21 protein-coding genes are annotated in these 25,858 nt (G+C 41.2%); 15 read left to right on the top strand and 6 right to left on the bottom strand.

Going from position 1 to position 25,858, the window contains the following annotated elements:
- Positions 1-5 precede the first annotated feature (5 nt).
- The 4 genes from can (JWQ34_RS16115) to can (JWQ34_RS16100) all read left to right on the top strand — a co-directional run bounded on the left by can (JWQ34_RS16115) (position 6) and on the right by can (JWQ34_RS16100) (position 2,732).
- Positions 6-728: a carbonate dehydratase gene (gene can / locus JWQ34_RS16115; protein ID WP_299358921.1), complete on the top strand. Its 723-nt coding sequence runs from the start codon at positions 6-8 to the stop codon at positions 726-728.
- A gap of 145 nt (positions 729-873) precedes the next feature.
- Positions 874-1,305 (top strand): cupin domain-containing protein, encoded by a 432-nt coding sequence (locus JWQ34_RS16110; protein WP_299358918.1) that lies wholly within the window; start codon positions 874-876, stop codon positions 1,303-1,305.
- A gap of 6 nt (positions 1,306-1,311) precedes the next feature.
- Positions 1,312-2,043, top strand: coding sequence for a YoaK family protein (locus tag JWQ34_RS16105; protein WP_299358916.1), 732 nt, complete (start codon positions 1,312-1,314; stop codon positions 2,041-2,043).
- Between the two features lie 29 nt (positions 2,044-2,072).
- Complete coding sequence (can, locus tag JWQ34_RS16100) at positions 2,073-2,732, top strand: carbonate dehydratase (protein ID WP_299358914.1); 660 nt, start codon at positions 2,073-2,075, stop codon at positions 2,730-2,732.
- An 87-nt stretch (positions 2,733-2,819) separates the two neighbouring features.
- Here can (JWQ34_RS16100) and pruA read toward each other — a convergent pair whose 3' ends face one another.
- From pruA to JWQ34_RS16085, 3 genes are all read right to left on the bottom strand, one after another.
- Positions 2,820-4,454 (bottom strand): L-glutamate gamma-semialdehyde dehydrogenase, encoded by a 1,635-nt coding sequence (gene pruA / locus JWQ34_RS16095; RefSeq protein WP_299358912.1) that lies wholly within the window; start codon positions 4,452-4,454, stop codon positions 2,820-2,822.
- Between the two features lie 529 nt (positions 4,455-4,983).
- Positions 4,984-5,913: a DUF5996 family protein gene (locus JWQ34_RS16090; protein WP_299358910.1), complete on the bottom strand. Its 930-nt coding sequence runs from the start codon at positions 5,911-5,913 to the stop codon at positions 4,984-4,986.
- Between the two features lie 554 nt (positions 5,914-6,467).
- On the bottom strand, positions 6,468-8,222 hold the full coding sequence (locus JWQ34_RS16085) for a DUF885 domain-containing protein (RefSeq protein WP_299358908.1): 1,755 nt from the start codon (positions 8,220-8,222) through the stop codon (positions 6,468-6,470).
- Positions 8,223-8,299: 77 nt separating this feature from the next.
- Between JWQ34_RS16085 and JWQ34_RS16080 the strand changes: the two genes are divergently transcribed.
- The gene (locus tag JWQ34_RS16080) at positions 8,300-8,776 is read left to right on the top strand and encodes a DinB family protein (RefSeq protein ID WP_299358906.1); all 477 of its coding nucleotides are present in this window, start codon (positions 8,300-8,302) and stop codon (positions 8,774-8,776) included.
- A gap of 7 nt (positions 8,777-8,783) precedes the next feature.
- Here JWQ34_RS16080 and JWQ34_RS16075 read toward each other — a convergent pair whose 3' ends face one another.
- The gene (locus JWQ34_RS16075) at positions 8,784-10,058 is read right to left on the bottom strand and encodes an alpha/beta hydrolase (protein WP_299358904.1); all 1,275 of its coding nucleotides are present in this window, start codon (positions 10,056-10,058) and stop codon (positions 8,784-8,786) included.
- 187 nt (positions 10,059-10,245) lie between these two features.
- Between JWQ34_RS16075 and JWQ34_RS16070 the strand changes: the two genes are divergently transcribed.
- The gene (locus JWQ34_RS16070; protein ID WP_299358901.1) at positions 10,246-12,705 is read left to right on the top strand and encodes an outer membrane beta-barrel protein; all 2,460 of its coding nucleotides are present in this window, start codon (positions 10,246-10,248) and stop codon (positions 12,703-12,705) included.
- Here JWQ34_RS16070 and JWQ34_RS16065 read toward each other — a convergent pair.
- Positions 12,702-13,079, bottom strand: a complete 378-nt coding sequence (locus JWQ34_RS16065) for a DUF1634 domain-containing protein (protein ID WP_299358899.1) — start codon at positions 13,077-13,079, stop codon at positions 12,702-12,704. The genes JWQ34_RS16070 and JWQ34_RS16065 overlap by 4 nt on opposite strands.
- Positions 13,080-13,164: 85 nt before the next feature.
- Positions 13,165-14,001 carry a sulfite exporter TauE/SafE family protein gene (locus JWQ34_RS16060; RefSeq protein WP_299358897.1) on the bottom strand — a complete coding sequence of 279 codons (837 nt, stop codon included), beginning with the start codon at positions 13,999-14,001 and terminating at the stop codon, positions 13,165-13,167.
- A 196-nt stretch (positions 14,002-14,197) separates the two neighbouring features.
- On the opposite strand from JWQ34_RS16060, the gene JWQ34_RS16055 reads away from it, so the two are divergent.
- The 9 genes from JWQ34_RS16055 (at position 14,198) to mraY (ending at position 25,855) form a co-directional block, all read left to right on the top strand.
- Positions 14,198-15,568: a pitrilysin family protein gene (locus JWQ34_RS16055; protein WP_299358895.1), complete on the top strand. Its 1,371-nt coding sequence runs from the start codon at positions 14,198-14,200 to the stop codon at positions 15,566-15,568.
- 10 nt (positions 15,569-15,578) lie between these two features.
- The gene (locus JWQ34_RS16050) at positions 15,579-16,874 is read left to right on the top strand and encodes a pitrilysin family protein (RefSeq protein ID WP_299358893.1); all 1,296 of its coding nucleotides are present in this window, start codon (positions 15,579-15,581) and stop codon (positions 16,872-16,874) included.
- 61 nt (positions 16,875-16,935) lie between these two features.
- Complete coding sequence (locus tag JWQ34_RS16045; protein WP_299358891.1) at positions 16,936-18,765, top strand: UbiD family decarboxylase; 1,830 nt, start codon at positions 16,936-16,938, stop codon at positions 18,763-18,765.
- A 503-nt stretch (positions 18,766-19,268) separates the two neighbouring features.
- The gene (gene mraZ / locus JWQ34_RS16040) at positions 19,269-19,742 is read left to right on the top strand and encodes a division/cell wall cluster transcriptional repressor MraZ (protein WP_299358889.1); all 474 of its coding nucleotides are present in this window, start codon (positions 19,269-19,271) and stop codon (positions 19,740-19,742) included.
- Entirely contained in the window at positions 19,723-20,628 is a 906-nt protein-coding gene (gene rsmH, locus JWQ34_RS16035; protein WP_299359140.1) for a 16S rRNA (cytosine(1402)-N(4))-methyltransferase RsmH, read from the top strand. Before mraZ ends, rsmH begins: the two co-directional genes overlap by 20 nt.
- A 1-nt stretch (position 20,629) precedes the next feature.
- Positions 20,630-21,037: an FtsL-like putative cell division protein gene (locus tag JWQ34_RS16030; protein WP_299358887.1), complete on the top strand. Its 408-nt coding sequence runs from the start codon at positions 20,630-20,632 to the stop codon at positions 21,035-21,037.
- Positions 21,034-23,157 carry a penicillin-binding protein gene (locus tag JWQ34_RS16025; RefSeq protein ID WP_299358885.1) on the top strand — a complete coding sequence of 708 codons (2,124 nt, stop codon included), beginning with the start codon at positions 21,034-21,036 and terminating at the stop codon, positions 23,155-23,157. The genes JWQ34_RS16030 and JWQ34_RS16025 overlap by 4 nt, the downstream gene beginning before the upstream one ends.
- Positions 23,154-24,614: a UDP-N-acetylmuramoyl-L-alanyl-D-glutamate--2,6-diaminopimelate ligase gene (locus JWQ34_RS16020; protein WP_299358883.1), complete on the top strand. Its 1,461-nt coding sequence runs from the start codon at positions 23,154-23,156 to the stop codon at positions 24,612-24,614. The genes JWQ34_RS16025 and JWQ34_RS16020 overlap by 4 nt, the downstream gene beginning before the upstream one ends.
- A complete protein-coding gene (gene mraY / locus JWQ34_RS16015; RefSeq protein WP_299358881.1) occupies positions 24,614-25,855 on the top strand; it encodes a phospho-N-acetylmuramoyl-pentapeptide-transferase in 1,242 nt (413 codons plus the stop codon). Before JWQ34_RS16020 ends, mraY begins: the two co-directional genes overlap by 1 nt.
- Positions 25,856-25,858: the final 3 nt, after the last annotated feature.

The following is a 25,858-nucleotide window of genomic DNA, read 5'->3' as shown; positions in this document are numbered from 1 at the left end:
AGATCATGAAGACTGAAAATCAAAAAAACGATATTATACCTACTGCCAAACCAATTAAAGTACAGCTTAGCCAAACAGAAAGCTACCAAGCTTTACTATCAGGTAACCGCGAATGGGTGGATGCCCGCCTTAAAGAAGATCCTAATTATTTCAAAGAGTTATCTAAAGGGCAAAGCCCCGAAGTATTGTGGATAGGTTGTTCAGACAGCCGTGTACCTGCCAACCAAGTTACAAATACCAAGCCCGGCGAAATATTTGTGCACCGTAACATAGCTAACGTTTGCAATCACTCGGATATGAATATGCTAAGCGTGCTGGATTACGCGGTTAACGTATTAAAGGTAAAGCATGTTATTGTTGCAGGCCATTATAACTGTGGTGGCGTGGCTGCCGCGTTAAGTAATAAACAATATGGGTTGATAGATAACTGGTTAAGGCATATTAAAGATGTGTATCGTCTGCATAGCCATGAGCTTGACCGAATAACCGATAAGGAAACCAAAATTAACCGTCTGGTGGAGTTAAATGTTGTGGAGCAGGCATACAATTTATGTAAAACAACCATTATACAAAACGCCTGGAAAGAACGCCAGGACCTGGAAGTGCATGGCTGGATAGTTGATATTAACACAGGACTGGTGAAGGACCTTAAAGTGTCTAACCACGACTCGCAAAACCTGGGTTATGTGTATGAAATGGAACTGGAGGCTATGGCCGCGCACATATAAAGATAAGTTAGTTTAGGGTGAAGTGATCCCGGTGCTGCAATTGCAGGCCGGGATTTTTTTTTGGAAACATAGTATTAATATTAAAAGATAAATTGCGCGACAATGTCGATATTTATAACGTTTATCAACCTTAAGATTTATTGCCATGCCCTCAAAAGAATTAATACGGATAGGCCAGCTAGAACTGGATTTTTTATTAGACGGCGATGACACCAATAACCAAATGGTGATGTTTGAGCTTACCATCCCCGCGGGAGCCAAAGTGCCGGTAGCACATTACCATGTGGATGTTGATGAAGCACTGTATGGATTGGAAGGCGAATTGTCATCCATTGTTGATGGTAAAAACGTTACCATACGACCCGGCGATCATTGTTTTATACCAAGAGGAATAATACACCATCATGATAATAAAAGCACTGCAAACGCAAAAGCTTTGTGTGTGCTAACACCGGCATCTATCGGTCCCGCATATTTTCGTGAGATCGGTAATGCTATTAAACCCGGTGTCCCGCCTGATCCGGCAGTGATTAGCGAAATAATGAACAGGCACGGATTAATACCATCCAAAGGATAATCCAACATGCTAAGACAATCAAAAGGTGACCGCACACTTCGCGAAAATTTAATGCTTGCATCGTCCACCGCGATGGTATCGGGCATAACCAACGTGGTAGGCTTGGTGGCGTTTTTGGCTTTTACATCAAACGTTACGGGGCATGTCGCTAACTTATCAAAACATATTGTCGAACAAAACTTTAACGAGATATTAATATTCCTGCTATGGCTGTTTATGTTTTTTGCGGGTGCGTTTTTATCCAGCTTTATTGTACGGTCGTTGGAGGATAAGAGCTATTATCGGGCGCATTCTATCCCCGTTATTATAGAGATAGTTATTTTACTTTTTGTGGCGATATACGGACACAACTTTTACCAGGAAACACAAACCGAACGCGAAATTGTAATAGCGACCATTCTTTTTTCAATGGGGATGCAGAACAGTTTGGTGTCAACCATATCGGGCGGATTAATCAAATCATCACACCTAACCGGGCTGTTTACCGACTTGGGCGGGGATATTGCCGAGTGGGTACATCCCAATGCCGAAAAGACCGAACTGGTGCGGAATAAAATATATATCAGGTTCACTATACTGGGTTTTTATATTTTAGGTGGGATAATTGGCGGATACTTCTTTAATTTGTATGAGTTTGCCATCTTTTACTGCGTACCGGTAATATTGCTGACTATATTATACTATGACGTGTCTGATTTAGCCTTGCATAAACTGACGCGCCTGTTTACCAAAAATTAACTATCATCTACTTAAAAATATAACACGCCATGTGCGCAAAACCCATACACGACACCAACCATATAACCTACGAAACCCTTTTAGAGGGCAATAAGAAATTTATTGAGAAATCACTGGCACTTGATCCGGAGTATTTTGAGAAGTTAGCTAACGGGCAAAATCCGCCGGTTTTATGGATAGGCTGCGCAGATAGCCGCGTACCCGCTAACCAGATCACCAATACCGCGCCCGGCGAGATATTTGTACACCGTAATATAGCCAATATGGTTATCCATACGGATATGAATATGCTGTCTGTGCTGGATTACGCGGTTAACGTTTTGCAAGTGAAACATGTTATTGTAACCGGCCATTATGGTTGTGGTGGCGTAATTGCCGCCATGAGTAATAAAGAATACGGCCTGATTGACAATTGGCTGCGCCACATTAAAGATGTTTACCGCATACACGCAGACGAACTGATAGCCATAGAAGATGACCAAAAGCGTGTAGACCGCCTGGTTGAATTAAACGTAGTTGAGAACGTTTATAATCTCTGCAAAACATCAATAGTACAAAACGCCTGGGCAAAAGGCCAGCCACTTTCTGTACATGGTTGGGTATACAGTATTGAAACAGGCATAATTACGGATATGAAAGTAAGCACGCAGGATAACGCTAAGATGGATAGCGTGTTTAGGTTTAAATGAGCCCACCAAACCCTCCCCGGAAGGGAGGGCTTAAAAAGTTTCAATGTCTAAATATAAAATCTCCCCTACCAGGGGAGATTAGAGGGGTTAATCCTTTTGCAAAAACGGATACCTGTAATCCTTCGGCGGATCAAAAGTTTCTTTGATCGTTCTTGGAGATACCCAGCGTAACAGGTTGATCATTGATCCAGCTTTATCGTTGGTGCCTGATCCGCGGGCACCGCCAAATGGCTGTTGGCCTACTACCGCTCCGGTTGGTTTATCATTGACATAGAAATTGCCTGCCGCGTTGCGTAGCGCATGTGTCGCTTTAGCAATAGCATAACGATCCTGCGATATGATGCTGCCGGTTAGCGCGTAGATGGATGTTTTATCTACTATCTTCAGGATCTCATCAAATTTATCATCCTCATAAACGTAGATGGTTAGTACCGGGCCAAACAGCTCTGTACACATGGTTACATAGAAAGGATCGGTTACTTTAATTACCGTAGGTTCAATAAACCAGCCCTGGCTTTTGTCATAGTTACCACCGGCAATCACCTCAACACTACTATCCGCTTTAGCGGCATCAATATATTTAGCCAGCTTGTCAAATGATGCTTCGGTGATAACCGCGTTAACAAAGTTCTCGAAATCTTCTGTCGGGCCCATTTTAATGGTGGCCAGGTCGCGTTTCATATTCTCTTCAACCGCGGGCCATAGTGATGCCGGGATATAGGCCCTTGAAGCAGCCGAGCATTTCTGTCCCTGGTACTCAAAAGCGCCACGGATCAGGGCGGTGCTAACTACATCCGCATTAGCACTTGAGTGGGCAAGCACGAAGTCTTTACCACCCGTTTCGCCAACTATGCGTGGGTAGATTTTGTATTTATGGATATTGGTACCAATGGTTTGCCAGATGTTTTGGAATACCGCTGTCGATCCGGTAAAGTGGATACCTGCAAAATCAGGGTGATTAAATATTACATCGCCGGCAACTGGTCCGTCAACATAAATTAAGTTGATAACACCCGGCGGCAAGCCAGCTTCCAGAAAAACCTGCATCAATACGTTAGCAGCGTAGATCTGCGGATAGGCAGGTTTCCAAACTACCACGTTACCCATCATCGCTGCCGATGCCGGCAAATTACCAGCGATAGCCGTAAAGTTAAATGGTGTTAGTGCGAATATAAACCCTTCCAACGGGCGTTGCTCCACACGGTTCCAGATCCCTTTTGGCGATATAGGCGGTTGCTGCGCATAGATCTCGGTCATGTAATGCACGTTGAAGCGCAAAAAATCTATCAGCTCGCAAGCAGCGTCAATTTCGGCCTGGTACGCGTTTTTAGATTGGCCCAACATGGTTGCCGCGTTGATCTTTGCGCGGTATGGGCCAGCAAACAGCTCGGCGGCTTTTAGGAAGATAGCAGCACGTTGCTCCCAGGGCATGTTCTCCCAGTCGGCTTTTGCGGCCAGGGCGGCATCTATAGCCTGCTCAACGGTGTTTTTATCGCCCTCGAAAAAGTTAGCCAGTAAATGTTTATGATCATGCGGCGGGCGGATCTCCATCCGTTTGCCGGTATGTACCTGCTTATCGCCAATGTACATAGGTATGTCAATCTTATAGGCACGGGCTTCATCCAAAGCCTGTTTTAGCGCTGCCCTTTCCAAACTGCGCGGGCCGTAGTTTAATACAGGCTCGTTTTGCGGTGTGGGGACATTAAAAAATCCTTTTAGCATAATGATGTTCAGTTAATTCTAAAAGTAAAGGTACATATTATGTGCAAATGTGCAGATAGGCGGATGGGCAAATTACTGGTATATGACAGAAGGTGGTTAAGACTTACGAAGTTTTAAAAACTTCGTAAGTCTGGATATTACCAGGCTGACTGCTTTGTTTCATGAAACAGTGAAACAGATGAAACAATTGAAACACTTTTTTGAGATAATTATTTGAAAAATAGCAGTTTAGTAAAATGGAGTGAAACAAAATGAAACAACCTAAACGTCAAGATTTTTATGTGTAATTTTTAGTTTAATTACTGATAATCAAATGTTTGTATTTTGTTGATTTTTAGTGATGTGAAACAGAAAAAAGAAACAAGCGAAATCAGCGATTTAGCTGTGGATGACACGTCCGTATCGCTAAAAACAGGTACTGACAAAAATGGTGTCACCATAATTTTATTTAAACGCCGTAATTTTGCTGTAAAATTTCAGCCCTGTTTGATACTTCCTCGGATTACAAATTAGGACTAACTTATTAAATTTAAGATTTCTCCAACCACGAAAAATCACATTCTAAATTCTCCCTGTCCCAATTGCCTGTGTTGGCGGCCGCTACGTAGGTGCTTTCTAAAAACTCCAGTAAAGTATTTTCAGGATTGCCGGCATTGCGCACATCTTCATATTTTAAAAAGAACTCGCCCATCTCCGTACTGTAAAATGCTTCGGCCGGTTTAACAGGTTGCTGGCCAAAGGTAGCAGGAGTAGGATAGCAATAGGCATAAAACGCAGGGTGCGGAAACTGATCACCGCCCGGCCAAAAACCGCAGCTACTCACCTCATGCGAGTAGGCTTCCTGCATCACTCTGTCGGGGATATTAGGTATGCCGCCGGGGTATAACGGTGCCCTGCGGCCCGAGAAACGGGTGACGGCCAGATCAAACGCTCCCCAGAAAAAATGTACCGGGCTGCACTTGCCGCTAAACCTCGACCTAAATTGGGTAAACACTTTATTGATGTTTAGCAAAGCCTTAAAAAATAGCTCGACCTGGTGTTTGTCGTACGATTGATGCACCTCATCATCAGCAAACGGAATAGCCGGGTCAATCTCATTGGGTTTGGCATAAATAGCTATTTCGATATTCAGCAACGTCAATTTTTCAAATAGCTCTTTATAAAAGCTGGCTACTGTGCGTGGGTATAGCTCTACTATTTGATGCTTGCCGTTGCTGCAGGTAATGATGAGCTGGTGTGTTATAAAATCAAAATCTATCTGGAAACTACCACCGCCATAAGGGATGCTTTGTGTGGTTAAACCCCGCGGCGAAACATATAAAGTAACATGCCAGGAATGATTAAGCCATGGCATTTTTTTAAGGCGGATCTTGCCGACTATTTGTGTCCATAACTGTACAGTAGCTACAGTATCTTTTAGGTCGGTGTAGTTTAGTTGGGGCCAGTTTTGTTTGCTCATGCCTTTATTGTTTTGCGAGAACGCGTCGTAGCGCTCAATTGCCGCTAGGGCTGTTACTTTTGTCTTGATACAAAAGTAACCAAAAAATCAAGTCATCAGATATGCTTCTTTGCGCTCATGGCCTTTGCCCGGCAAATTAAGTAAAACCACGGGCTGCAATATTTTTACCCAGCTTTGCTCGCTCACGTCCACCGCTTCAGTAAAAAGTTGCTATGCCCTTTCCAACACTCAGGCCAACTTGTTTTACTTAATTTCATCCGAAGCTTTTCTGCTGACGCTTTGCTCAATGAGCCAACAATTTTCATATTAATGAGCAATGAAAAGAGCGCAAAGGCCTGTCAGCCCACGCGGTCGGGAGCCTGGCCTGTGAGGTGGCAGCGATTGGGCTGACTTGATTTATTCACTTATTGTTTGTTTTTATAGGTGTTCATGAGGTCGCTACGCTTAGTTTTTGGTTCTTTTTCATCTAAGGAAAAAGAACTAGGCCCAGCGGCCATGAGCGCTACTACACGTTCAGTTGCGCGCTGGAAATATCCTACCTTGAAATGACAAACTTAATTTGATTTATTCCCCAACATCGCCAATCTTATCAGTTTAACCGGCGCATTGCCATAACTTAAAAACTTCTCATTAAACTCTTTAAGCTTGTATTTTTCGGCACCAACTTTGGCTTTGTAGGCTTCGCGCAGACCCATAATTTCTTTGTATCCATCGTAGTAACTATCCAGTTGTACGCTGGTTACACTTACGCGCCTCCATTTGCCTTCGGCTTCTGCCTGTTGTTGAAAAGCTTCGTGGGTTAAGAAGGTTATAGCTTGTTCTTTGGTGGTGCCGTTGCTATGTACGTTATAATCTAAAATACTGTTACAAACCGAGCGCAGGTGCCATTTATACCACATCAGCTTCATTTCGGGCGAATCGTCATAACCATTATCCAGCATCATTTGCTCGCCGTACACGGCCCAGCCTTCAACCATGGTGCCGCTGCCAAACAGTGATTTTATTAAGCTAGGCGCTTTATTGGCATAAATCAATTGCGCGTAATGGCCGGGTATGCCTTCATGTATACTTAATATTTGTATGGTATAGTTATTGTATTCGCGCAGGTAGCTTTCTGCTTTATCTGCTGATAAACCTGTCAGGCTAATGATATTAAAATAAGAGTTTCCGTTTTTATCGTACGGCCCCGGTGCGCTTAATGATGCTACGGCCGCATTGCCAAAGTAAGCCGGGTTTTTACGTACCAACAATGGCTTGGTAGGGTCGAGCGTTAGCAAGTCCTTAGTTTTTATAAATGCCGATAGTTTAGGTAATATTTTTTCGATGGTCAATTGCAGATCAGCAGCCGTTGTATGTTTGGCTGATAGCGTATCTAAAACCTGGCCTATCATATCCAACGAGTCGGCAGGCATTGCTTTTTTGCCGAAATATTTTGGCCATAACTGGCGGCTTAGCTTAGCCATATCCTTATGCACTTGTTTTTTACGCTCGGTAGCTAAATTAAATAACTGCTGCGCGTTATAGGCTGATTGTATTTCGAATTTAAACTTATCCTCATACAACTCCTTGCCTAATCTAAAACTTCGTGATTTATCGCTCTTTAAGTTTTGTAGCCAGGTTACAAATGCTCTAACCGCATCAGCCGAAACTTTGGCCCTGTCGGTCATTTGTTTTTGCTCTGCCGCCGGTATATTGGTTTTTTTTAGCGAGTCGGCAAAATCTTTTTCCAATATATTAATACCACCTGTTTGCTGGTCTATAGCCAGAGTGGTTAGCTCGGGCACCGGATTTTTTATTTGTTTTTGGGCTTCTTTATAGTAAGCCGGCAGGTCGGCCATTTTTTGGTAGAAATTGCGCAAGCGCTTAGTCAGCGGGGCATAGTTTTCATTTAAAATATGCGCGAACGTAGGGATAGCATTGTAATATCCGGGGTTCCATTGATAGCTTTTTAATACCGTTATCTGCCAACTAGTATACTCTAATTGATTTTGAAGGATGTGGTAATCCATTTTGTTCAGTTCGGTCAGATCATTTACCTCGAACCGCGCCAAAGAGTCTTGTTGCAGTTTGACAAAATTCAGCATCGCCTCGCGGCTTTTATCGTTAGGGATTATCAGTAAGCTATCATATTTATGGTAGCCCTGGTTAGTTGCTTCGTCCGGGTTTAGTTTCCATAAAGCATCCAGGTAATGGCCCTCATAAGCGGTAAACGCCTCGTTACCTTTTGCTGATAACTGGCCCATTGGGCCCTCTTTCTGGCATCCGATAATAAAAAGCGACAAGAGAATTAAGTAGGTAAGGCTACGCATAATTGGTAATTATTTTGTTGGATAAACTTAGAACATTTAACACAAAAAAGCTATTAACAATAAAACAAAGTATTACTATGGATAAGGAGCATAAAATAATTATTGATGAAGTAGTAAAATTACTGCGTGGCGGCAGCGCACATATTGGTTTACAAGATGCGCTTGAAGGGTTGCCTGCTGGGGCACGTGGCGATAAACCAACTAAACTACCCTACAGCATTTGGCAATTGGTTGAGCATATACGCATTGTCCAATGGGATATGGTGCAGTTTTGTTTGGACAAGAATCATAAATCGCCAAAATGGCCCGATGAATACTGGCCAAAAGAAACCGCGCCGGTTGGCGGCACTGACTGGGAAAATTCATTAAAACAAATAGAGGCCGACCTTGAAGAGTTTATAAATCTTTTTAAAACCACAGATATTTATAAACCATTGGGTCATGGCAGTGGGCAAACCATATTGCGCGAGGCCCTTCAAATTGCAGATCATACCGCTTATCATATCAGCGAAATCGTGGTGATACGACGGTTGCAGGGGAACTATAAGTCTTAGTAATTCTTTACTTCAACCCATGAATAAAATCAAGCACACTGCTTACAAACTCGGGTTTTAAAGGCAGGTCCGGCTGGTTATAGGTGGCCATATTTTTATCTTTATCTACCGGGGCCTCTTTAAGTACATGGTTCATGCCGTGTATAATTGCTAATATAGCTGCCGATTTTGCTTTTTTTAACTTTTCTGCATCAGTAACAGGTACCTGCAAATCTGTATTGCCTAGTATAATTAGTATAGGTATTCTAAGTTTTTTGATCTCCTGTTGGGGATCAAACTTACACCAGCTCCTTAAATAATTTTGTATGCCTGGCCTGGCTATAAAGTATAAAGAAGGGTCAACCTTTTTCTGAACTTTGCCCACGGCTAACGAGTCTAATATCTTTTTAAAGCCTTCGGACATATAAGCCGGCTGCGATTTCATTTGTTCAGTTAAAATCTCATCGGCCCGGCGGCCCGCGCCTGCAACCGAAATGAAAGCATCGGTACCGCCTTCGGAAGCAATGGAAGCAAGCATGCCAACTAATGATCCTTCGCTATGCCCCAGCACAATTACTTTAGAGAACCGCTTATCCTCTTTTAATAAATTGATCATGCCTATAGCATCATCAACATAATCATCAAAGCGCAGGCTTTCTTCTTTTTCTGTCCCAACGCTTTCGCCAACCATACGTTTATCATAGCGTAAGCTTGCAATACCATCTTTACCTAATGCTTCGGCTATTAATTTATAATCATTAGTAGCCAAATTGGGGCTATTACCGTTACGGTCTGTAGGGCCAGAGCCTGCAATAATTAACACCACAGGTATTTTACCATTAATGGTTTTTGGCGTAGTTATAGTGCCATAAATTGTTCCGGATAATGTTTTTAACGAAACGGGAGATTCTATTAATGAAGGATCAATTTTAGCGGCTTCCTGATATGGGGCCAGTTTTAACCCAATAATCTGGTTCTTACCGTTTAATGCAAGATTGAGTAAAAAGACACCGTTTTGAAATGTAGCTTTATAGCTAGCCAATGACGAGTCATAACCAATAAACTCAGTTTGAAGTAAAGTGCCTAACTGTGCCCTTAATTGTTTGGTTGAGGCGTTAAATTTATCAATAGGTAAAACAGCTTTAAACTCGGGGCCAAAGTTTGCAGATATACTATCAGGGAGGTTTGCATTATAGAACTTTTTAAACCGACCTGCGGTAGCCATATACGTAGCGGGCTCTGCCTGTGCAAATAGTTTTACAGCAAAAAATATAGCCAGTGTAAAAAAGCAAATTTTCTTCATTTTAATGGGTGTAATATAATTACGAAAATTAATAAAAATTAGGCAATACATGTTACTATAACCAACTATACAATAAGTATTAATAATTTTTATTAAAAATAAACCGTAACAAGACTATAAATCAGGCTATTTTTTAGCATATTTATAGTTTATTATTAACTGATAACAAATTTCTACATATATATTAATGAAGGTTTTAACGGGGTGCTTGTTAATAGCGTTCTTATCGGGTGCCTATAATCATTTATATGCACAAACAGGCTCTTCCGGGTTGCATGGTAAAGTTTCTGAGGAAAAACATTTGGCGGCCGAAGCGGCCACGGTTATCCTATTAGCCGCTGCCGACTCTTCGATCATTAAATCTGCTATCTGTAATGAAAAAGGAATATTTAAATTTGATATTAAGCCCGGCAAGTATCTGCTGCTGATAAGTAAAATAGGTTATGACCAGTCATTAACCGGGCCGTATACAGTAATATCTGATAAAGATATAGCTATTGGCGAAATTAACTTAACCCTCCACTTGCCACAACTTGAAGCAGTTTCTATAACCGCCCAACGCTCATATATAGAGGTTAAGCCAGATAGAATTATACTAAACGTACAAAGCAGTATAATTTCTGGGGGCGAGTCTGCATTTGATTTATTAAGGCAGGCACCGGGTGTGCATGCCGATAATAAGGGCGACATTAGTATTATTGGCCGATCAAACGCCTTGGTAACGATTGATGGTAAAGCAACGCAGTTAACCGGGCCGGATCTGGTTGACTATTTACAAAGTTTACCAGCCAGCATGATAGATCATTTAGTACTGATATCTAATCCTTCAGCTAAATATGAAGCGGCCGGTGGTGGTATTATTAACTTCGAAATGAAAAAGGGCACCAATGCCGGTACAAACTTTACAGTTTCAACCAGTGCGGGTTATGGTAAGTTTGGTAAGGGTAGCGCGGGTTTGATATTTAATAACCGCAGGGGCAAAATAAATATTTTTGGTAATTATAATTACGGTGATAGAAAAACCGACCATGCGTTTATAACCAACAGAATAATAAACTACAAAGGCAATGTAAATGAGTATGATGTAAATTATTATGCTACCCAGCAAGGCTATGTTCATAATTTCAGGATCGGGACAGATTATACATTATCAACTAAACATACTATTGGAGTATTGGTAAGTGGTACCATTAATGATGATGACTTTGTAAAAAACAATGTTTTAAATGTTACCAATAACGGGGTGCTTGATTCGACCATATCAACAAAATCACAGCTAAACCGCGGGCTTAATAATTTAAGCTACGATATTAACTATACCGGTAAGCTGGATACCATGGGCAAGCTGCTAACTGTAGACGTAACCTATAATGATATTAATCGCCACTCGTCCGAATATATTGATAATTACTTCTACAATTCTGCACATGTTAATTACAGGCCCGCGCTTAAATTGCAAAACCTATCGCCGGCCAAGATTAATATCCTGGCAGCAAAGGTTGACTATGTAAACCCATTATCAAAAACAGCACGATTAGAAGGTGGTTTAAAATTTAGCTGGGTGCAAAGCGATAATAATCTAATTTTTGGCCCCCAAGTAAACGGGGTTTACCAAAGCGCACCAAATTTTAGCAGTGCATTTTTATATAAAGAGAATATCAATTCAGGGTATATAAATTATATAGGCAAATTAGGGCAAGTAGATTTGATAGCAGGTTTAAGAGTTGAGCAGTCTAATACTAGTGGTAATGGCACATCTGCATTAATGGTAAGCTCGGTTAAAAAGAACTATACGGATTGGTTTCCTCAAGTGCAGTTAAATTACCAGGCTGATGCCAAAAATAACTTTGATATTAGCTTTAACCGGGGAGTAAACAGGGCGGCTTATGATGCTGTTAACCCGTTTTTGTACTTTACAGATCTGTATGATTACCGCCAGGGTAATCCAAATTTATTGCCTCAGTATACTAACAAAATACAAATATCACATACTTATAATAAAAAATCAATGACCACTTTATACGCTTCGGTTATTACAAATTTTTATGAGTTTTTGGATTATGTACAAAACGATTCGACAAAGGTAAGCAGATCAATCACCCAGAATTTTGGTACTTACTCTACTTATGGCTTAAGGTTTTACGTGCCGGTAATCTTTACAAACTGGTGGACTGGCAGTTTTTCTGCGGATGCGTCCTATCAGCGTATAAAAGCTTATCCCCAAAACGGGACACTTGATAAAGGTACCCAGTGGATTAGTTTATACAGTGAGCAAAACCTTAGGTTATCCAATACGCTCTCTGCCCAGGTTTCTGGTGATTATGAATCGCCTGGCTTTTATGGTATTGGCCAGTTTAAGGCAGATTATTATGTTGATGCTGGTATAAGCAAAAAAATACTTAACCGAAATGGGAGATTAAGCCTGGGCGTAAAGGATATTTTTAACACGCACAGGGACTTTAGCACTATCAAGTATCAAAATCTTAACATGACGGTATATGATAAAAAAGAAACCCGTTTAATTACGTTTAGCTTTAGCTATAATTTTGGTAATATATCATTAAAGAATACAACCAAACATGATACCGGTAACGAGGACGAGCAAAAAAGGGCCGGCGGTATAGCCGGAAAAGCTACAAGTAATTAACCCGTGTGCCCGCTAAGCATACTTATAAAAATAATAAGTAAAACAAGTAAAGTAATACCGGTATACAGGTAATCCTTCTCGAACAAAAACCCAATAGCCGAAAACGCAACCCTTATTATAGGTGTAGCTATTAACAAAATTATGCCGCCCTGTATAATTGCCCTGCCTCTGAAAGTTAGTATCCCGTTTATAATGCCGGTTAGTTGCGCAAAATCAGACTCATCTTTAAATGTGCTATAGTTTGCAATATCATGCCCATGACGATATATATATACCGCCCCGCCAAAAAGCACGATCGCTATAGATAATATTACCCCGGTACGTAATACCCAGCCAATAGTTGCTTGTATATCGGTGTCTTTTAATTTGTTCATTAGTTCAATTGTTCATTAGTTAATTGGTAAGTTAGTGTAGATATTAAATTTGCATTCCTAATCTTTAATCACTAATCTCTAATAACTATATCTTACCCATTACACCCTTATAGATCATTTGTACAGCCAATACGCTTATTATTACCGAAAATATTACCCGTATCCATTTGGAAGAGGTGCTTTGCACCAAAATTTTCGAGCCGGTTATTGCACCCAGTAATACGCCTATAACCACGGGCATAGAAAGGGCCGGATCAATATAACCCCGTTGCAAATAAACAACCGCACTAGCTGCCGCGGTAACACCTATCATAAAATTACTGGTAGTGGTTGACACTTTAAAAGGTATCCGCATAATATTATCCATAGCCACAACTTTTAACGCGCCGGAACCTATCCCTATTAAACCCGATATAACGCCCGCAAAAAGCATCATAAAAAAGCCGCCGGTTACATTGCTTACACCATATTCGAGCATGCCATCAGTGGTAGGGTAGCTGCTGTTAAGTTTTAACTTTTGGGCCAGATAGCTTTTGTGTTGGGTTATTTGCCGCGTTTTTTTGCGTAGCGACATTATTGCCGATAATATCAAAATCAACCCAAATAATATGGCAATATAATGCGTAGGTGTATATATGGCCAGGATAGCCCCCGCTAATGCGCCGGCCGTTGTAGCTATTTCTAAAAACATGCCTAGTCGCATATTGGTAATGCCCTCCTTAACATAAGCAGCTGCCGAGCCCGATGAAGTTGCTATTACTGATACTAAAGATGCGCCAATGGCGTAGTGAATATCAACGTGAAGTAATAAGGTAAGTAAGGGAATAATTATGAACCCGCCGCCCAAACCGGTTAATGAACCTAGTAAACCCGCGAAGTACGAGCCGATGAGTATAATTAGCGTAAGCTCAATAACCGACATATAAACACAAAACGTTTAGGCCCTAAAAGTAATAATAACTTTTTTTAAGCACGATGTTTAATGTTTATCTATGGATTTAGTAGAGACGCAATGCTTGGCGTTTTTAGGGTTTCATAAATTAAATAGGAGGGGCGGTAAATAAATTGCCAATTAAAATATTTTTTTTTAATTTAACAGGGTAAATACTAAACCTTATATGATCCTAAAGAGCTACATCTTAATGCTTTTATCCTGCTTTGTAATTACCGCAGTTAAAGCGCAAACTCAATTACGAGAGAATATCTTTTCGCAAAAACTACCCAATGGGTTAACTGTGTTGGTTATAGAAGATAATAGTGTCCCGCTGGTTACTATCTCCATGACGTTTAAAAATGGCTCTTTTACAGAGTCGCCGATTTATAGCGGCCTTACCTATATGTATCATAACATGCTGTTTAGGGCAAACAAAGACTATGGCAGCAGTGACATGGTTGCCTATTATGCAAGTAAATCTGGCATGATTAGAAATACCAGTGCTGCAGAGGAAAAAGCCGAATGTCATTTTACGATGCCAAATATAGGTGTAGATGAAGGACTAAGATATATGAATTCGGCCATGCGTTTTCCGCTTCTTGACGAAAAGAGCCTGGCCGAAGCTAAAGGTATTTCAAATAGAGAATTACAGGTGAAAGAAACAAACAGCCTGTTTGCCCTTGGTGCAGCTGTAGATCAGCATTTATGGGGTAATCTTTATAATCGTAAAAGGGCAATTGGCAATCATGCAAGTATCCAGTCAGCTACTTTATCGTTAATGGATTCTGTACAAAAACGATATTATTACCCTAATAACGCATTGCTTACTATAGCGGGCTCCATATCACACGAAAAAATATTTACAAAAGTTAATGAACTTTTTGCCAGTTGGCAATCGTCTGTGTTTGATCCGTTTAAAAAATGGCAGGTGCCACTATTTAAACCAATTATAAAAACGCAATACTTTACTGTGGAGTCTGCCACGGCAACTGTGCCTTACATTACATTAGGCTGGCAAGGCCCAAATACACAAATGGATATCCAGTCTACTTATACTGCTGATGTATTTTCAAATATTGTAATGCAAAATACGTCCAGGTTAAAAAAAGCACTTTTACAATCAGGCTTAGCGTTAGAAATAGACTTTAATTATTTAACATTACGCAGGGGCGGCCCAATAACATTTATGATAAAGCCCAACCCTTTAAAAATCAAAGAATGTTTGGCCGAAGCGAAAAGACAGATCAATTTATTTGATTCTGATGATTATATAACAGCCCAACAAATAGCAACAGCCCAACGGAAGCTTGAAATTGGCCAAATACGGCGCGAAGAAATTTCATCTAATTTTGTTAATACCTTAGCATTCTGGTGGGCATCAGCCTCGCTAAATTATTATTTTACTTATTTAGATAATCTACAGAAAATAAATAAAGCAGATTTGCAGGCATATGTACGTAAATACATAAAAAACAAGCCTTACTGTGCAGGCTTATTAATAAGCCCTGAGTTAAGGTCTCAATTAAAAACAGATGATTTTTTTAAAGCTGATTAATAATAAAAAAATGAAATCGTTAATAACCATCATCGCAGCTATTTTCATAAATATTACTGCAATTGCTCAAACTATAAATACGGCAACTTCATTTGATGTAGGCGGTATCAAAGTAATATTTAAGCCTTCGCAAAAGAAGGTCATTAATGTAGGGATATATTTTCGGGGCGGTGTGACTAATTTTTCGAAAGAGAAAGCAGGTATTGAACAGTTTGCGTTACGTGGAGCTGTAGAGTGCGGAACACAAAACTATACGGCTAATGCACTGCGTGATACCAGTGATAAGTATGATATATATTTTTCAGGGGCATCGAGTTTTGATTATGGCTTTATACAGCTAAACTGTATTTCTAAATATTTTGACAAGGGATGGGATATGTTTGCCGATATTGTAATGAACCCTACTTTTCAAGCTGGTGAGGTTCAATTGCTCAGAAATAAGATAATTTCTGATAATAAATTAATGGGCTCAAGACCAATAGTGGATGTTTCTAAAATATTACTGCTTAATGCTTATAAGGGAACATCCTATGGTATAGATCCGTACGGAACTGATGCTACTTTAAACAATATTACTGCCGCTGATATAAAAGATTATTATAACAATGTTCTTTTAAGCAAAGAAAAACTATTTATAGTTGTAGTAGGTAATATAACTAAGGATGAGCTTAAAGAAAAAATACTGTTGTCATTCGGGAATATTAGATCAAAACAATACGACCAACCTTTTTATGAGGCTCCGGTATTAAGCGGCAATAAAATTATTACCCAGCAGAAAAATATACCAAGTAACTACGTTTCGGCAATGTCTAATGCGCCAATTGTAAAAAGCCCGGACTTTATACCGTTTAAATTGGGTGTGGCGGCATTAAGCGCCACGCTTTATTATAACTTAACCAAAGCGCAACTAGTAAATACTATAAATGCCGATTGCTCAACCATGCAAATGCCTCATATGGTTATTAGTTTGGTTACTAATACTCCCCAACAGGCTATTGATGAAATAGTTAAAACTATTAAGAATCTGCAAAGAACAGGCGTAAATGAAGAATGGTTAGCCCGCCTAAAAAACGCATTTATTATTACAAGCTTTATAAACCAACAAAGTAATTTGGCCGTAACAGAAAACCTGGCGCTGTCAGAAATTGACAGTAACTGGCAGTATGCTGATGATTTCCCCCAGCTAGTTTATATGGCATCTGTAGAACAGGTAAATAACGCTTTAAACACTTATATAACCGGGCTAACTTGGTCTTTCCTGGGGGATACTAATTCGATAAAAAATTACACCATACCGCTTTTTTAATTAATTATTTACAGACCTGCTTATGATATTTTAAGCACCTTTGTGCAAATAAAATTGCCCTATGGGTTACCCAAATTTACAAGTCTGCATTACCGACCTTGAAAAACACGGTCATTTAATACGTATAAAAGAAGAGATTGACCCATATCTGCAAATGGCACAAATACATTTGCGCGTGTTTGAGCACGCTGGCCCGGCTATTTTATTCGAGAAGGTAAAAGGCAGTAAATTCCCGGCGGTATCTAATTTGTTTGGTACGCTGGAGCGGTCTAAGTTTATTTTCCGCGATTCGCTAGAGAAAGTTAAAACACTGGTTGATGTAAAGAACGACCCATTACATGCCTTAAAACATCCATTTAAATACGCCAATGTTGCACTTACCGCTCTATCGGCTTTGCCTATGAAGGTTGGCAGGAGGGCCTTTGAAAAGTGTAACATCAGTGATCTGCCGCAAATTGTAAACTGGCCCAAAGATGGCGGCCCGTTTGTAACCATGCCACAAGTTTATACCGAGGACAGCGATAAGCCCGGGGTAATAAACGCCAACCTGGGCATGTACCGTATACAGATGGCAGGTAATGATTATATATTAAATAAAGAGATTGGCCTGCACTACCAACTGCACCGTGGTATAGGCGTACATCAAACCAAAGCCAATGCAAAGGGCCAGCCTTTAAAAGTGAGCATATTTGTAGGCGGCCCGCCATCGCACCCGGTAGCGGCGGTAATGCCATTGCCCGAGGGACTGTCAGAAATGACTTTTGCCGGCGCGTTGGGTAACCGCAGGTTCCGTTATTTTTATGATGAGGAAGGTTTTTGTATTTCTGCCGATGCGGACTTTATCATCACCGGAACTGTCGAGCCGCATGAAAATAAATCAGAAGGTCCGTTTGGTGATCATTTGGGTTATTATAGCTTGGCGCATCCGTTTCCGTTATTAAAAGTACATAACGTTTATCACCGTAAGGATGCCGTATGGTCGTTTACCGTAGTGGGTCGGCCACCGCAGGAAGATACAAGCTTTGGCGCTTTGATCCATGAGATTACCGGCTCGGCTTTACCGCAGGAAATTCCGGGACTACATGCCGTTAACGCGGTTGACGCGGCTGGCGTACATCCTTTATTATTTGCCATAGGCAGCGAGCGTTATACACCTTATATAAAAGAAAGAAAGCCACAGGAGATTTTAACCATTGCCAATCATATATTAGGCAAGAACCAGCTAAGTCTGGCCAAATACTTGTTCATTGCCGCGCAGGAGGATGACCCTAAGTTGGATGTAAATGATATTAGCGGTTTTTTGACACATATACTGCAACGCATAGACCTGACCCGCGATCTGCATTTTCATACCCGTACCACTATTGATACGCTTGATTATAGTGGCAGCGGCTTAAATTCAGGAAGTAAAGTAGCAGTGGCAGTAGCAGGAGAAATAAAACGGGAATTATGGGCCGATGTGCCTACAGATTTTACACTGCCAAAACCATTCGTCAATTATAAAATGGTGATGCCGGGTGTACTCGCTGTAGAGGTTCCTAACAATATAAGAACCAGTGACATGCCCCTGATGATGGAGTTTTTGCAAGAGCATTTTGCCGGGGCTGATCTATCAGGGATCCCGCTAATGGTATTATGTGATGATGCCGCCTTTGTCGCTCAAAATATTAACAACTTTGTTTGGGTAACCTTTACCCGCAGCAATCCATCGCATGATATTTATGGCATTAACGAATTTACCGAGCATAAACACTGGGGCTGCTATGGCCCGTTGATTATTGATGCAAGGATAAAACCGCATCATGCACCGGTATTGGTGAAGGACCCTGAGGTGGAGAAGATGGTGGATAAGATGGGGGAAGTTGGTGGGGTTTTGTATGGGGTTATTTAAACCCTTCGGTTGTAACTTTCAAATCTAAATTAGGACTTTTCGAACGAAATCACAAGAGGCGTAGCCTCGCACCATATTGTAGCAACGGATTTTAATCCGTTGAAAATTAAAATAAAAACAAGTCGAAGAACCATAGGTTCGGCCCATATAACCGGGTAATTCGCAAATCTTGTAGCCAATATGCATCGTGCCTATGGCACTCATTATTAAGGGGCATATTCTTCAACGGGTTAAAACCCGTTGCTACAATATGTGTCGAGCCCATGGCTCTTAAATCTTTCGAACACTCTTAAATCGAAATTCATAACATCATGGTAATCAATTAATCGCATAAAAACATGCTTTAAGCTATTTTTTGGACCCGATGCTAGTCGGGTTTTTTGCTACCTAAAGTGGGAAGAAAAAACATTTTAGTGATTGTTGAAAACTTTTAGTGGGAAAAAGTGTCTAAAAGTGGTAAAAGCTATTTACTTTTACGTTACAATAATTGCCGAAGTGTAACTATGTCTAATTTTTTAGGAGAATTTGATTGTAAACTGGATGCTAAAGGGCGGATGATGATCCCTGTTGGCCTCAAAAAACAGCTCCCCGAAGCTGTTAATGAGGGCCTTGTGATCAATCGTGGCTTCGAAAAACATTTGGTGATCTATACCCGGAAAGAATGGAATAAGATAGTTGAGGACTTGAGCCAACTTAACCAATACGAAAAAAAGACCCGCGAATTTATCAGGTATTTCACCCGTGGCGCGTCCGAATTGGGTTTGGATAGTGCCGGACGGGTGCTTTTGCCGAAGTCGTTATTAGAATATGCAGGCATTGATGCCGATGTGGTGTTATCATGCCAGTTTAACAAAATAGAGGTTTGGGCCGAAGAAGCGTACAACGCGCAACTGGATAACGAGCCCGAAAACTTTGCAAACCTTGCCGAAGAGGTAATGGGTAATGCCGGAAGGAGGAATGATGAGCACTTATCATAACCCCGTAATGCTGCAGGAATGTATTGATGGCCTGGCTATTAAAAAAGATGGCACTTATGTAGATGTGACCTTTGGCGGTGGCGGCCACTCCAAAGAAATATTAAAACACCTGGGAAAAGACGGCAGATTGCTGGCGTTTGATCAGGATGCCGATGCGCAGCAAAATATAATTGACGATGAACGTTTTGAGTTTATTGATCAAAATTTTAGATACCTGAAAAACTTTTGCCGCCTGCATGGCGCTATCCCGGTTGATGGGATACTGGCTGATCTGGGCGTGTCATCATACCAGTTTGACCAGGCCGAACGTGGTTTCTCCATCCGTTTTGACGCGGAGTTGGATATGCGCATGAACCAGGCATCTGACCTAAGTGCTAAAGAAGTAGTAAACAGTTATACCGAGGCCGAACTGCACCGCATCTTCGGTATTTATGGTGAGATACAGAATGCTAAATCGCTGGCAAATACAATTGTAACTGCCCGGTTAAACGCGCCTATTATAACCGTTGCCGATTTGAAGAATGTTATTTCGGCACGCATCCCGAAGGGTAAAGAAAATAAATATCTGGCGCAGGTTTTCCAGGCGTTAAGAATAGAAGTTAACCAGGAGCTGGAAGCGCTGAAGGATTTTTTAATACAAACGGCTGATGTATTAGCGGTAGGTGGCAGGTTGGTGGTAATGTCTTACCACTCGTTAGAGGATAGGCTGGTAAAGAACTTCATCGCCAAAGGCAAATTTAGCGGCGAGGTGGAGAAGGATTTTTTTGGTAATGACCAAAAACCATTTGACGCGGTAAGCCGCGGCGCGATAACGGCGTCAGAAGAAGAAATATTTAGCAATAACAGGGCACGTAGTGCAAAATTAAGGATAGCGGTAAAAAAGTAGTATGAACAATCGTTTACGCACAGAAATTCCGGAAGAAGAATTAGAAAGCGAACTGATCGTTGAGGAAAAGACTGTAAAGGAAGTTCCGGAAAACTTTTTGACTAAATTTTTATCCAACGGTTTTATTGCTTCGGATGAAGCTACCCGCGCTTTGCCTTTTGTATTGTTCATTGCGCTGTTAGGGATGATTTACATAGGCAACCGTCACCTGGCCGAAAAAAATATTCGTGATATAGATAAAATAACCAAAGAAGTACATGAGCTAAGCTGGGAGTATAAAGTAACCAAAGCTGATCTGGCCTATAAAAGCACTTTGTCAGAAGTGTCTAAACGGGCTGATACTTTAGGTATACGTGAATCTTTGCAGCCGGCTCAAAAAATTACTGTTAAGGAGGATGCTACGCAATGAGTATCAGAACCAACATATTGCTTCGTGTGTATTTGGCCTTTGGCCTGATATTACTGTTCGCGGTAGCGGTAGTGGTGCAAATGTACCGCCTTCAATACGTACAGGGTAATAAATGGAAGGCGATGGCTTCCAAGCTATCAACTAAGTATGAAAACGTAGAAGCTACCCGTGGAAACATTTATTCGGTTGACGGCAGCTTATTGGCCACATCGGTGCCCGAGTATGAATTGCACATGGATATGTTTGCCGGCGGTATTGCCGAGGATAAGATATTTTACAGCAAAGTAGATTCGTTGGCATCAAAACTATCAGCATTATATCCGGAAAGATCAGAAAGAGATTATTCAAGGATGCTGCGCGATGCCCGTAAAGATAGCTCGCGCTACCAGTTGATCAGGCGCAAAGTAACTTTCCAGGAGTTAAAAGAGATCCGCAGGTTTCCAATCTTTAAATTGGGTAAATATAAGGGTGGGTTAATTGTATTGGCGCAAAACAAGCGCATTTTACCTTTCCGGTCATTAGCGGCCCGTACAATAGGTTATAAGAACGAGAATGTAAAAAACGCGGTTGGTTTAGAAGGTGCTTATGCCGGCTATATCAACGGCGAAAACGGAAAACGCCTGATGCAGCGCATTGCAGGTGGTGTATATGTGCCCGTTAATAATGACGAGGACGAAGTGACTGCAAAAGATGGCGCGGATATTATATCTACCATTAACGTAAATTTCCAGGATGTCGCTCAAAAAGCCTTAAAAAAGCAATTGGATAGCATCCAGGCGGATTTTGGTACGGTGGTACTAATGGAAGTTGCCACCGGCGAGATCCGCGCCATTGCCAACTTTACCCGCACTAAAGAGGGCGATTACGAGGAAAGATTTAACTATGCTATTGGAGCCGAGGCTGAGCCGGGATCGACTTTTAAATTGGCCACTTATATGACTTTGCTGGATCAGCATAAAATAGACACCAGCAGCAAGGTTGATATTGAACATGGTATATATAATATGGTCAATCCACACAATGGCAAAGTGTTTTTACATATAAAAGATGCAGAAGATGGCGGCAGCGTAATTAGCGCCAAACATGCTTTTGAAGAATCATCAAACGTGGCTGCTGTAAAATTTGTTTACTCGCATTATAAAGACAATCCACGCGAATTTACCGATGCTTTGTATCGCTATCATCTGAATGAAAGAAACGGCCTGCAAATACCGGGCGAAGGACAACCGTTAATAAAAAATCCATCATCCAAAAGCTGGAACAAATTGCAAAGTGTGGCACAAATGGCTTACGGTTACGAGTTAAAGTTATCGCCGTTACAGATGCTTACTTTTTATAATTCGGTGGCTAATAATGGTAAAATGATATCGCCGATTTTTGTACGCGAGATCCGCAGTATGGGTAATACAGTAGAGCATTTTCAGGCAAAGGTTATTAATCCTAAGGTATGCTCGGACGAAGCCTTGGCTAAAGTAAAAGGCTTGTTAGAAGGTGTGGTATTAGAGGGAACCGGCAAACTGGTTATCAAAAATAAATTATACAGTGTAGCCGGTAAAACCGGTACGGCGCAGATAGCTAACGGCTCATCAGGTTATGGCGAAAAAAATGCTCACCAGGCATCATTCTGCGGTTATTTCCCTGCTGATCATCCCAAGTATTCCATGATTGTTGTTATCAGCAATCCAAAAGTAGGTTCGCATTTGGCGGCCCATGTGGCTGGTCCGGTGTTTCGCAAAATAGCTGATAGAGTTTATGCCAGTGACCTGGATATTAATCATAGCGCCCCCTTGCATTTAGTGGGTAACACAACTATGCCTAAAGTTAAACAGGGCAATTTAGCCGCATTAAAACAAGTGTATAGCAAATTGGGCCTTAAACCTTTGTATGCTGCCGCAAATACCGGTATTGATACCAGCAGCGGTATCCCTTTTGAAGAAAATAAATATAAAGCCGGCACTGTGCCAACAGTAACAGGCATGGGTTTAAGCGATGCATTATACCTTTTAGGTAATGCAGGCTATAAAGTAGGTGTAAAAGGCAGCGGCGTAGTAACTGCGCAGTCGGTTACCGGTGGAAGTACAATACCTAAGGGATCAAAAATAACAATAGAGCTGCAATGAGATACCTGAGCGATATATTAACCGGACTACCATTTACCGAGCTGCAAGGCGCGGCAGATGTAGAAATTAGCGCGGTTGTGTTTGATTCGCGCAAGGTTGTGCCCGGTTCATTGTTCGTAGCGGTAAAAGGCACCCAGGTTGATGGCCATGATTATATTGAGAAAGCCATAAAAGATGGCGCGGTAGCTATAATATGCGAGGAACTACCGGGACATACCGCCGGTGAGGTTGACTTTTTAATGGTTGGTAACTCTGCAGTTGCATTAGGTATTGTATCAGCCAATTTTTATGATAATCCATCAAACAAATTAAAACTGGTTGGCGTAACCGGCACCAATGGTAAAACCACTATTGCTACGTTGTTGTATCAATTGTTTCGTGATCTGGGTTATAAATGCGGCTTGCTATCAACCGTCGAAAATCAGATCAACGGAAAAATTATTCCATCAACCCATACTACACCCGACCAGGTAGAATTGAACAGTTTGGTGGACGAAATGGTAACACAAGGCTGCGATTATTGCTTTATGGAAGTAAGCTCGCACGCGGTTGCTCAGCATCGTATAGAGGGGTTGAATTTTGCAGGTGGTATATTCTCCAACTTAACGCACGATCATTTAGACTATCATAAAACCTTCGATAATTATTTAAAGGCTAAAAAGGCATTTTTTGATGGGCTATCTAAAAACGCGTTTGCCTTAACCAATAATGACGATAAGAACGGCAGTGTAATGCTGCAAAACACCAAGGCTCATAAAAAAACCTATGCCCTTAAAAGCATGGCCGATTATAAAGGCAAGATCCTGGAGAATCAATTTGGTGGTTTATTGCTGCTGATTGATAACGAGGAAGTTTGGTTTAAGATGGTAGGTACGTTTAACGCCTATAATTTACTGGCTGTTTATGCTGCCGCGATGTTGCTGGATCAGGATCGTGCCAAAGTATTAACCAGCCTAAGTAAACTATCAGGCGCCGAAGGCAGGTTTGATTATGTAGTAGCGCCAAATAAAATTATAGGCATTGTTGATTATGCCCACACGCCGGATGCGGTGCAGAATGTGTTAAGCACTATCCACAACATCCGCAAGGGAAATGAAAAAGTAATAACTGTGATAGGCTGCGGCGGCGACAGGGACAAAACCAAACGCCCTATAATGGCTAAGGTAGCTTGCGAATGGAGCGATAAAGTGATATTGACATCAGACAATCCGCGTACCGAGGACCCTGCACAGATTATTAAAGATATGGAAGCTGGCGTTACACCAACCGCGCAACGCTATACGGTAAGTATTACCGACAGGCACGAGGCTATTAAAACCGCCTGCATGCTGGCGCAACCGGGTGATATTATCCTGTTAGCCGGCAAGGGCCACGAGAAATACCAGGAAATAAAAGGTGTAAAAAATCACTTTGACGATAAAGAAGAGTTACTGAACCAATTTAAATTGATGGGATAATGCTATACTATCTATTTACATATTTATACAAAAACTACAGTATTCCCGGAACGGGGGTGTTTCAGTACATCACGTTCAGGATGGCTATGGCAGTAATTACATCATTAATAGTGACCACTGTTTATGGGCGCCGGTTAATTGATTTTTTGCGCTATAAACAAGTAGGCGAAACTGTAAGGAATTTGGGTTTAGAGGGCCAGATGCAAAAAGCAGGCACTCCTTCTATGGGTGGGTTGATCATCATCCTTGGTATTTTACTACCAACCCTGTTGTTTGCCAAACTGGATAATATCTATATCATCATGATGATTATTACAACCCTTTGGTTGGGCGTTATTGGCTTTTTGGATGATTACATTAAAATATTTAAGAAGAACAAAGAGGGTTTAGCCGGCAGGTTCAAAATTGTTGGCCAGGTAGGTTTAGCATTGATCATAGGTTTTATTATGTACAATAATAAAAATGTGGTTATACAGCAAGAAGTGAAGTTGCCGGTGCAATATGATGCTAAGATAGATTTCCACATGAGGGGAAATAAACCTGTTTTAACACAGGACCTCAACCTGCGCAAAACAACGCTGCCGTTTTATAAAAATAACGAGTTTGATTATGGCAAGGTGCTCAAATTTTTAGGCCCGGGTTATGAGAAATATACGCTGATTGTATTCTTATTCTTTGTGATCATTATTATAACAGCCATATCAAACGGCGCTAATATAACCGATGGGATTGACGGACTGGCAACGGGTACATCTGCAATCATTGGTATTACACTGGCTATACTGGCCTATGTATCGGGTAACTACATCATATCCGACTACTTAAATATTATGTACATCCCCAACTCGGGCGAGCTGGTAATTTTTGCCGGCGCTTTTGTGGGTGCCTGCGTAGGGTTTTTATGGTACAACGCCTACCCTGCCCAGGTTTTTATGGGTGATACCGGTAGTTTAACTATCGGCGGTATCATAGCTGTATTTGCTATCCTGATACGTAAGGAGTTATTGCTGCCATTATTATGCGGCATATTCCTGGTAGAGAATGTGTCGGTAATGCTGCAGGTGGGTTGGTTTAAATACACCCGAAAAAGATTTGGCGAAGGCAGGCGGATATTTTTAATGTCGCCGTTGCATCACCATTACCAAAAAAAGGGTTTCCATGAATCTAAGATCGTAACTCGTTTTTGGATCCTGGGGATTATGCTGGCAATTTTAACATTTATAACATTGAAACTAAGATAAGTT

Origin of the sequence: Mucilaginibacter sp., assembly GCF_028288185.1 — a bacterium.
Lineage (GTDB): Bacteria > Bacteroidota > Bacteroidia > Sphingobacteriales > Sphingobacteriaceae > Mucilaginibacter.
The sequence above is the reverse complement of the archived record's forward strand: the minus strand, read 5'-3'. Positions and strand labels throughout refer to the sequence as shown.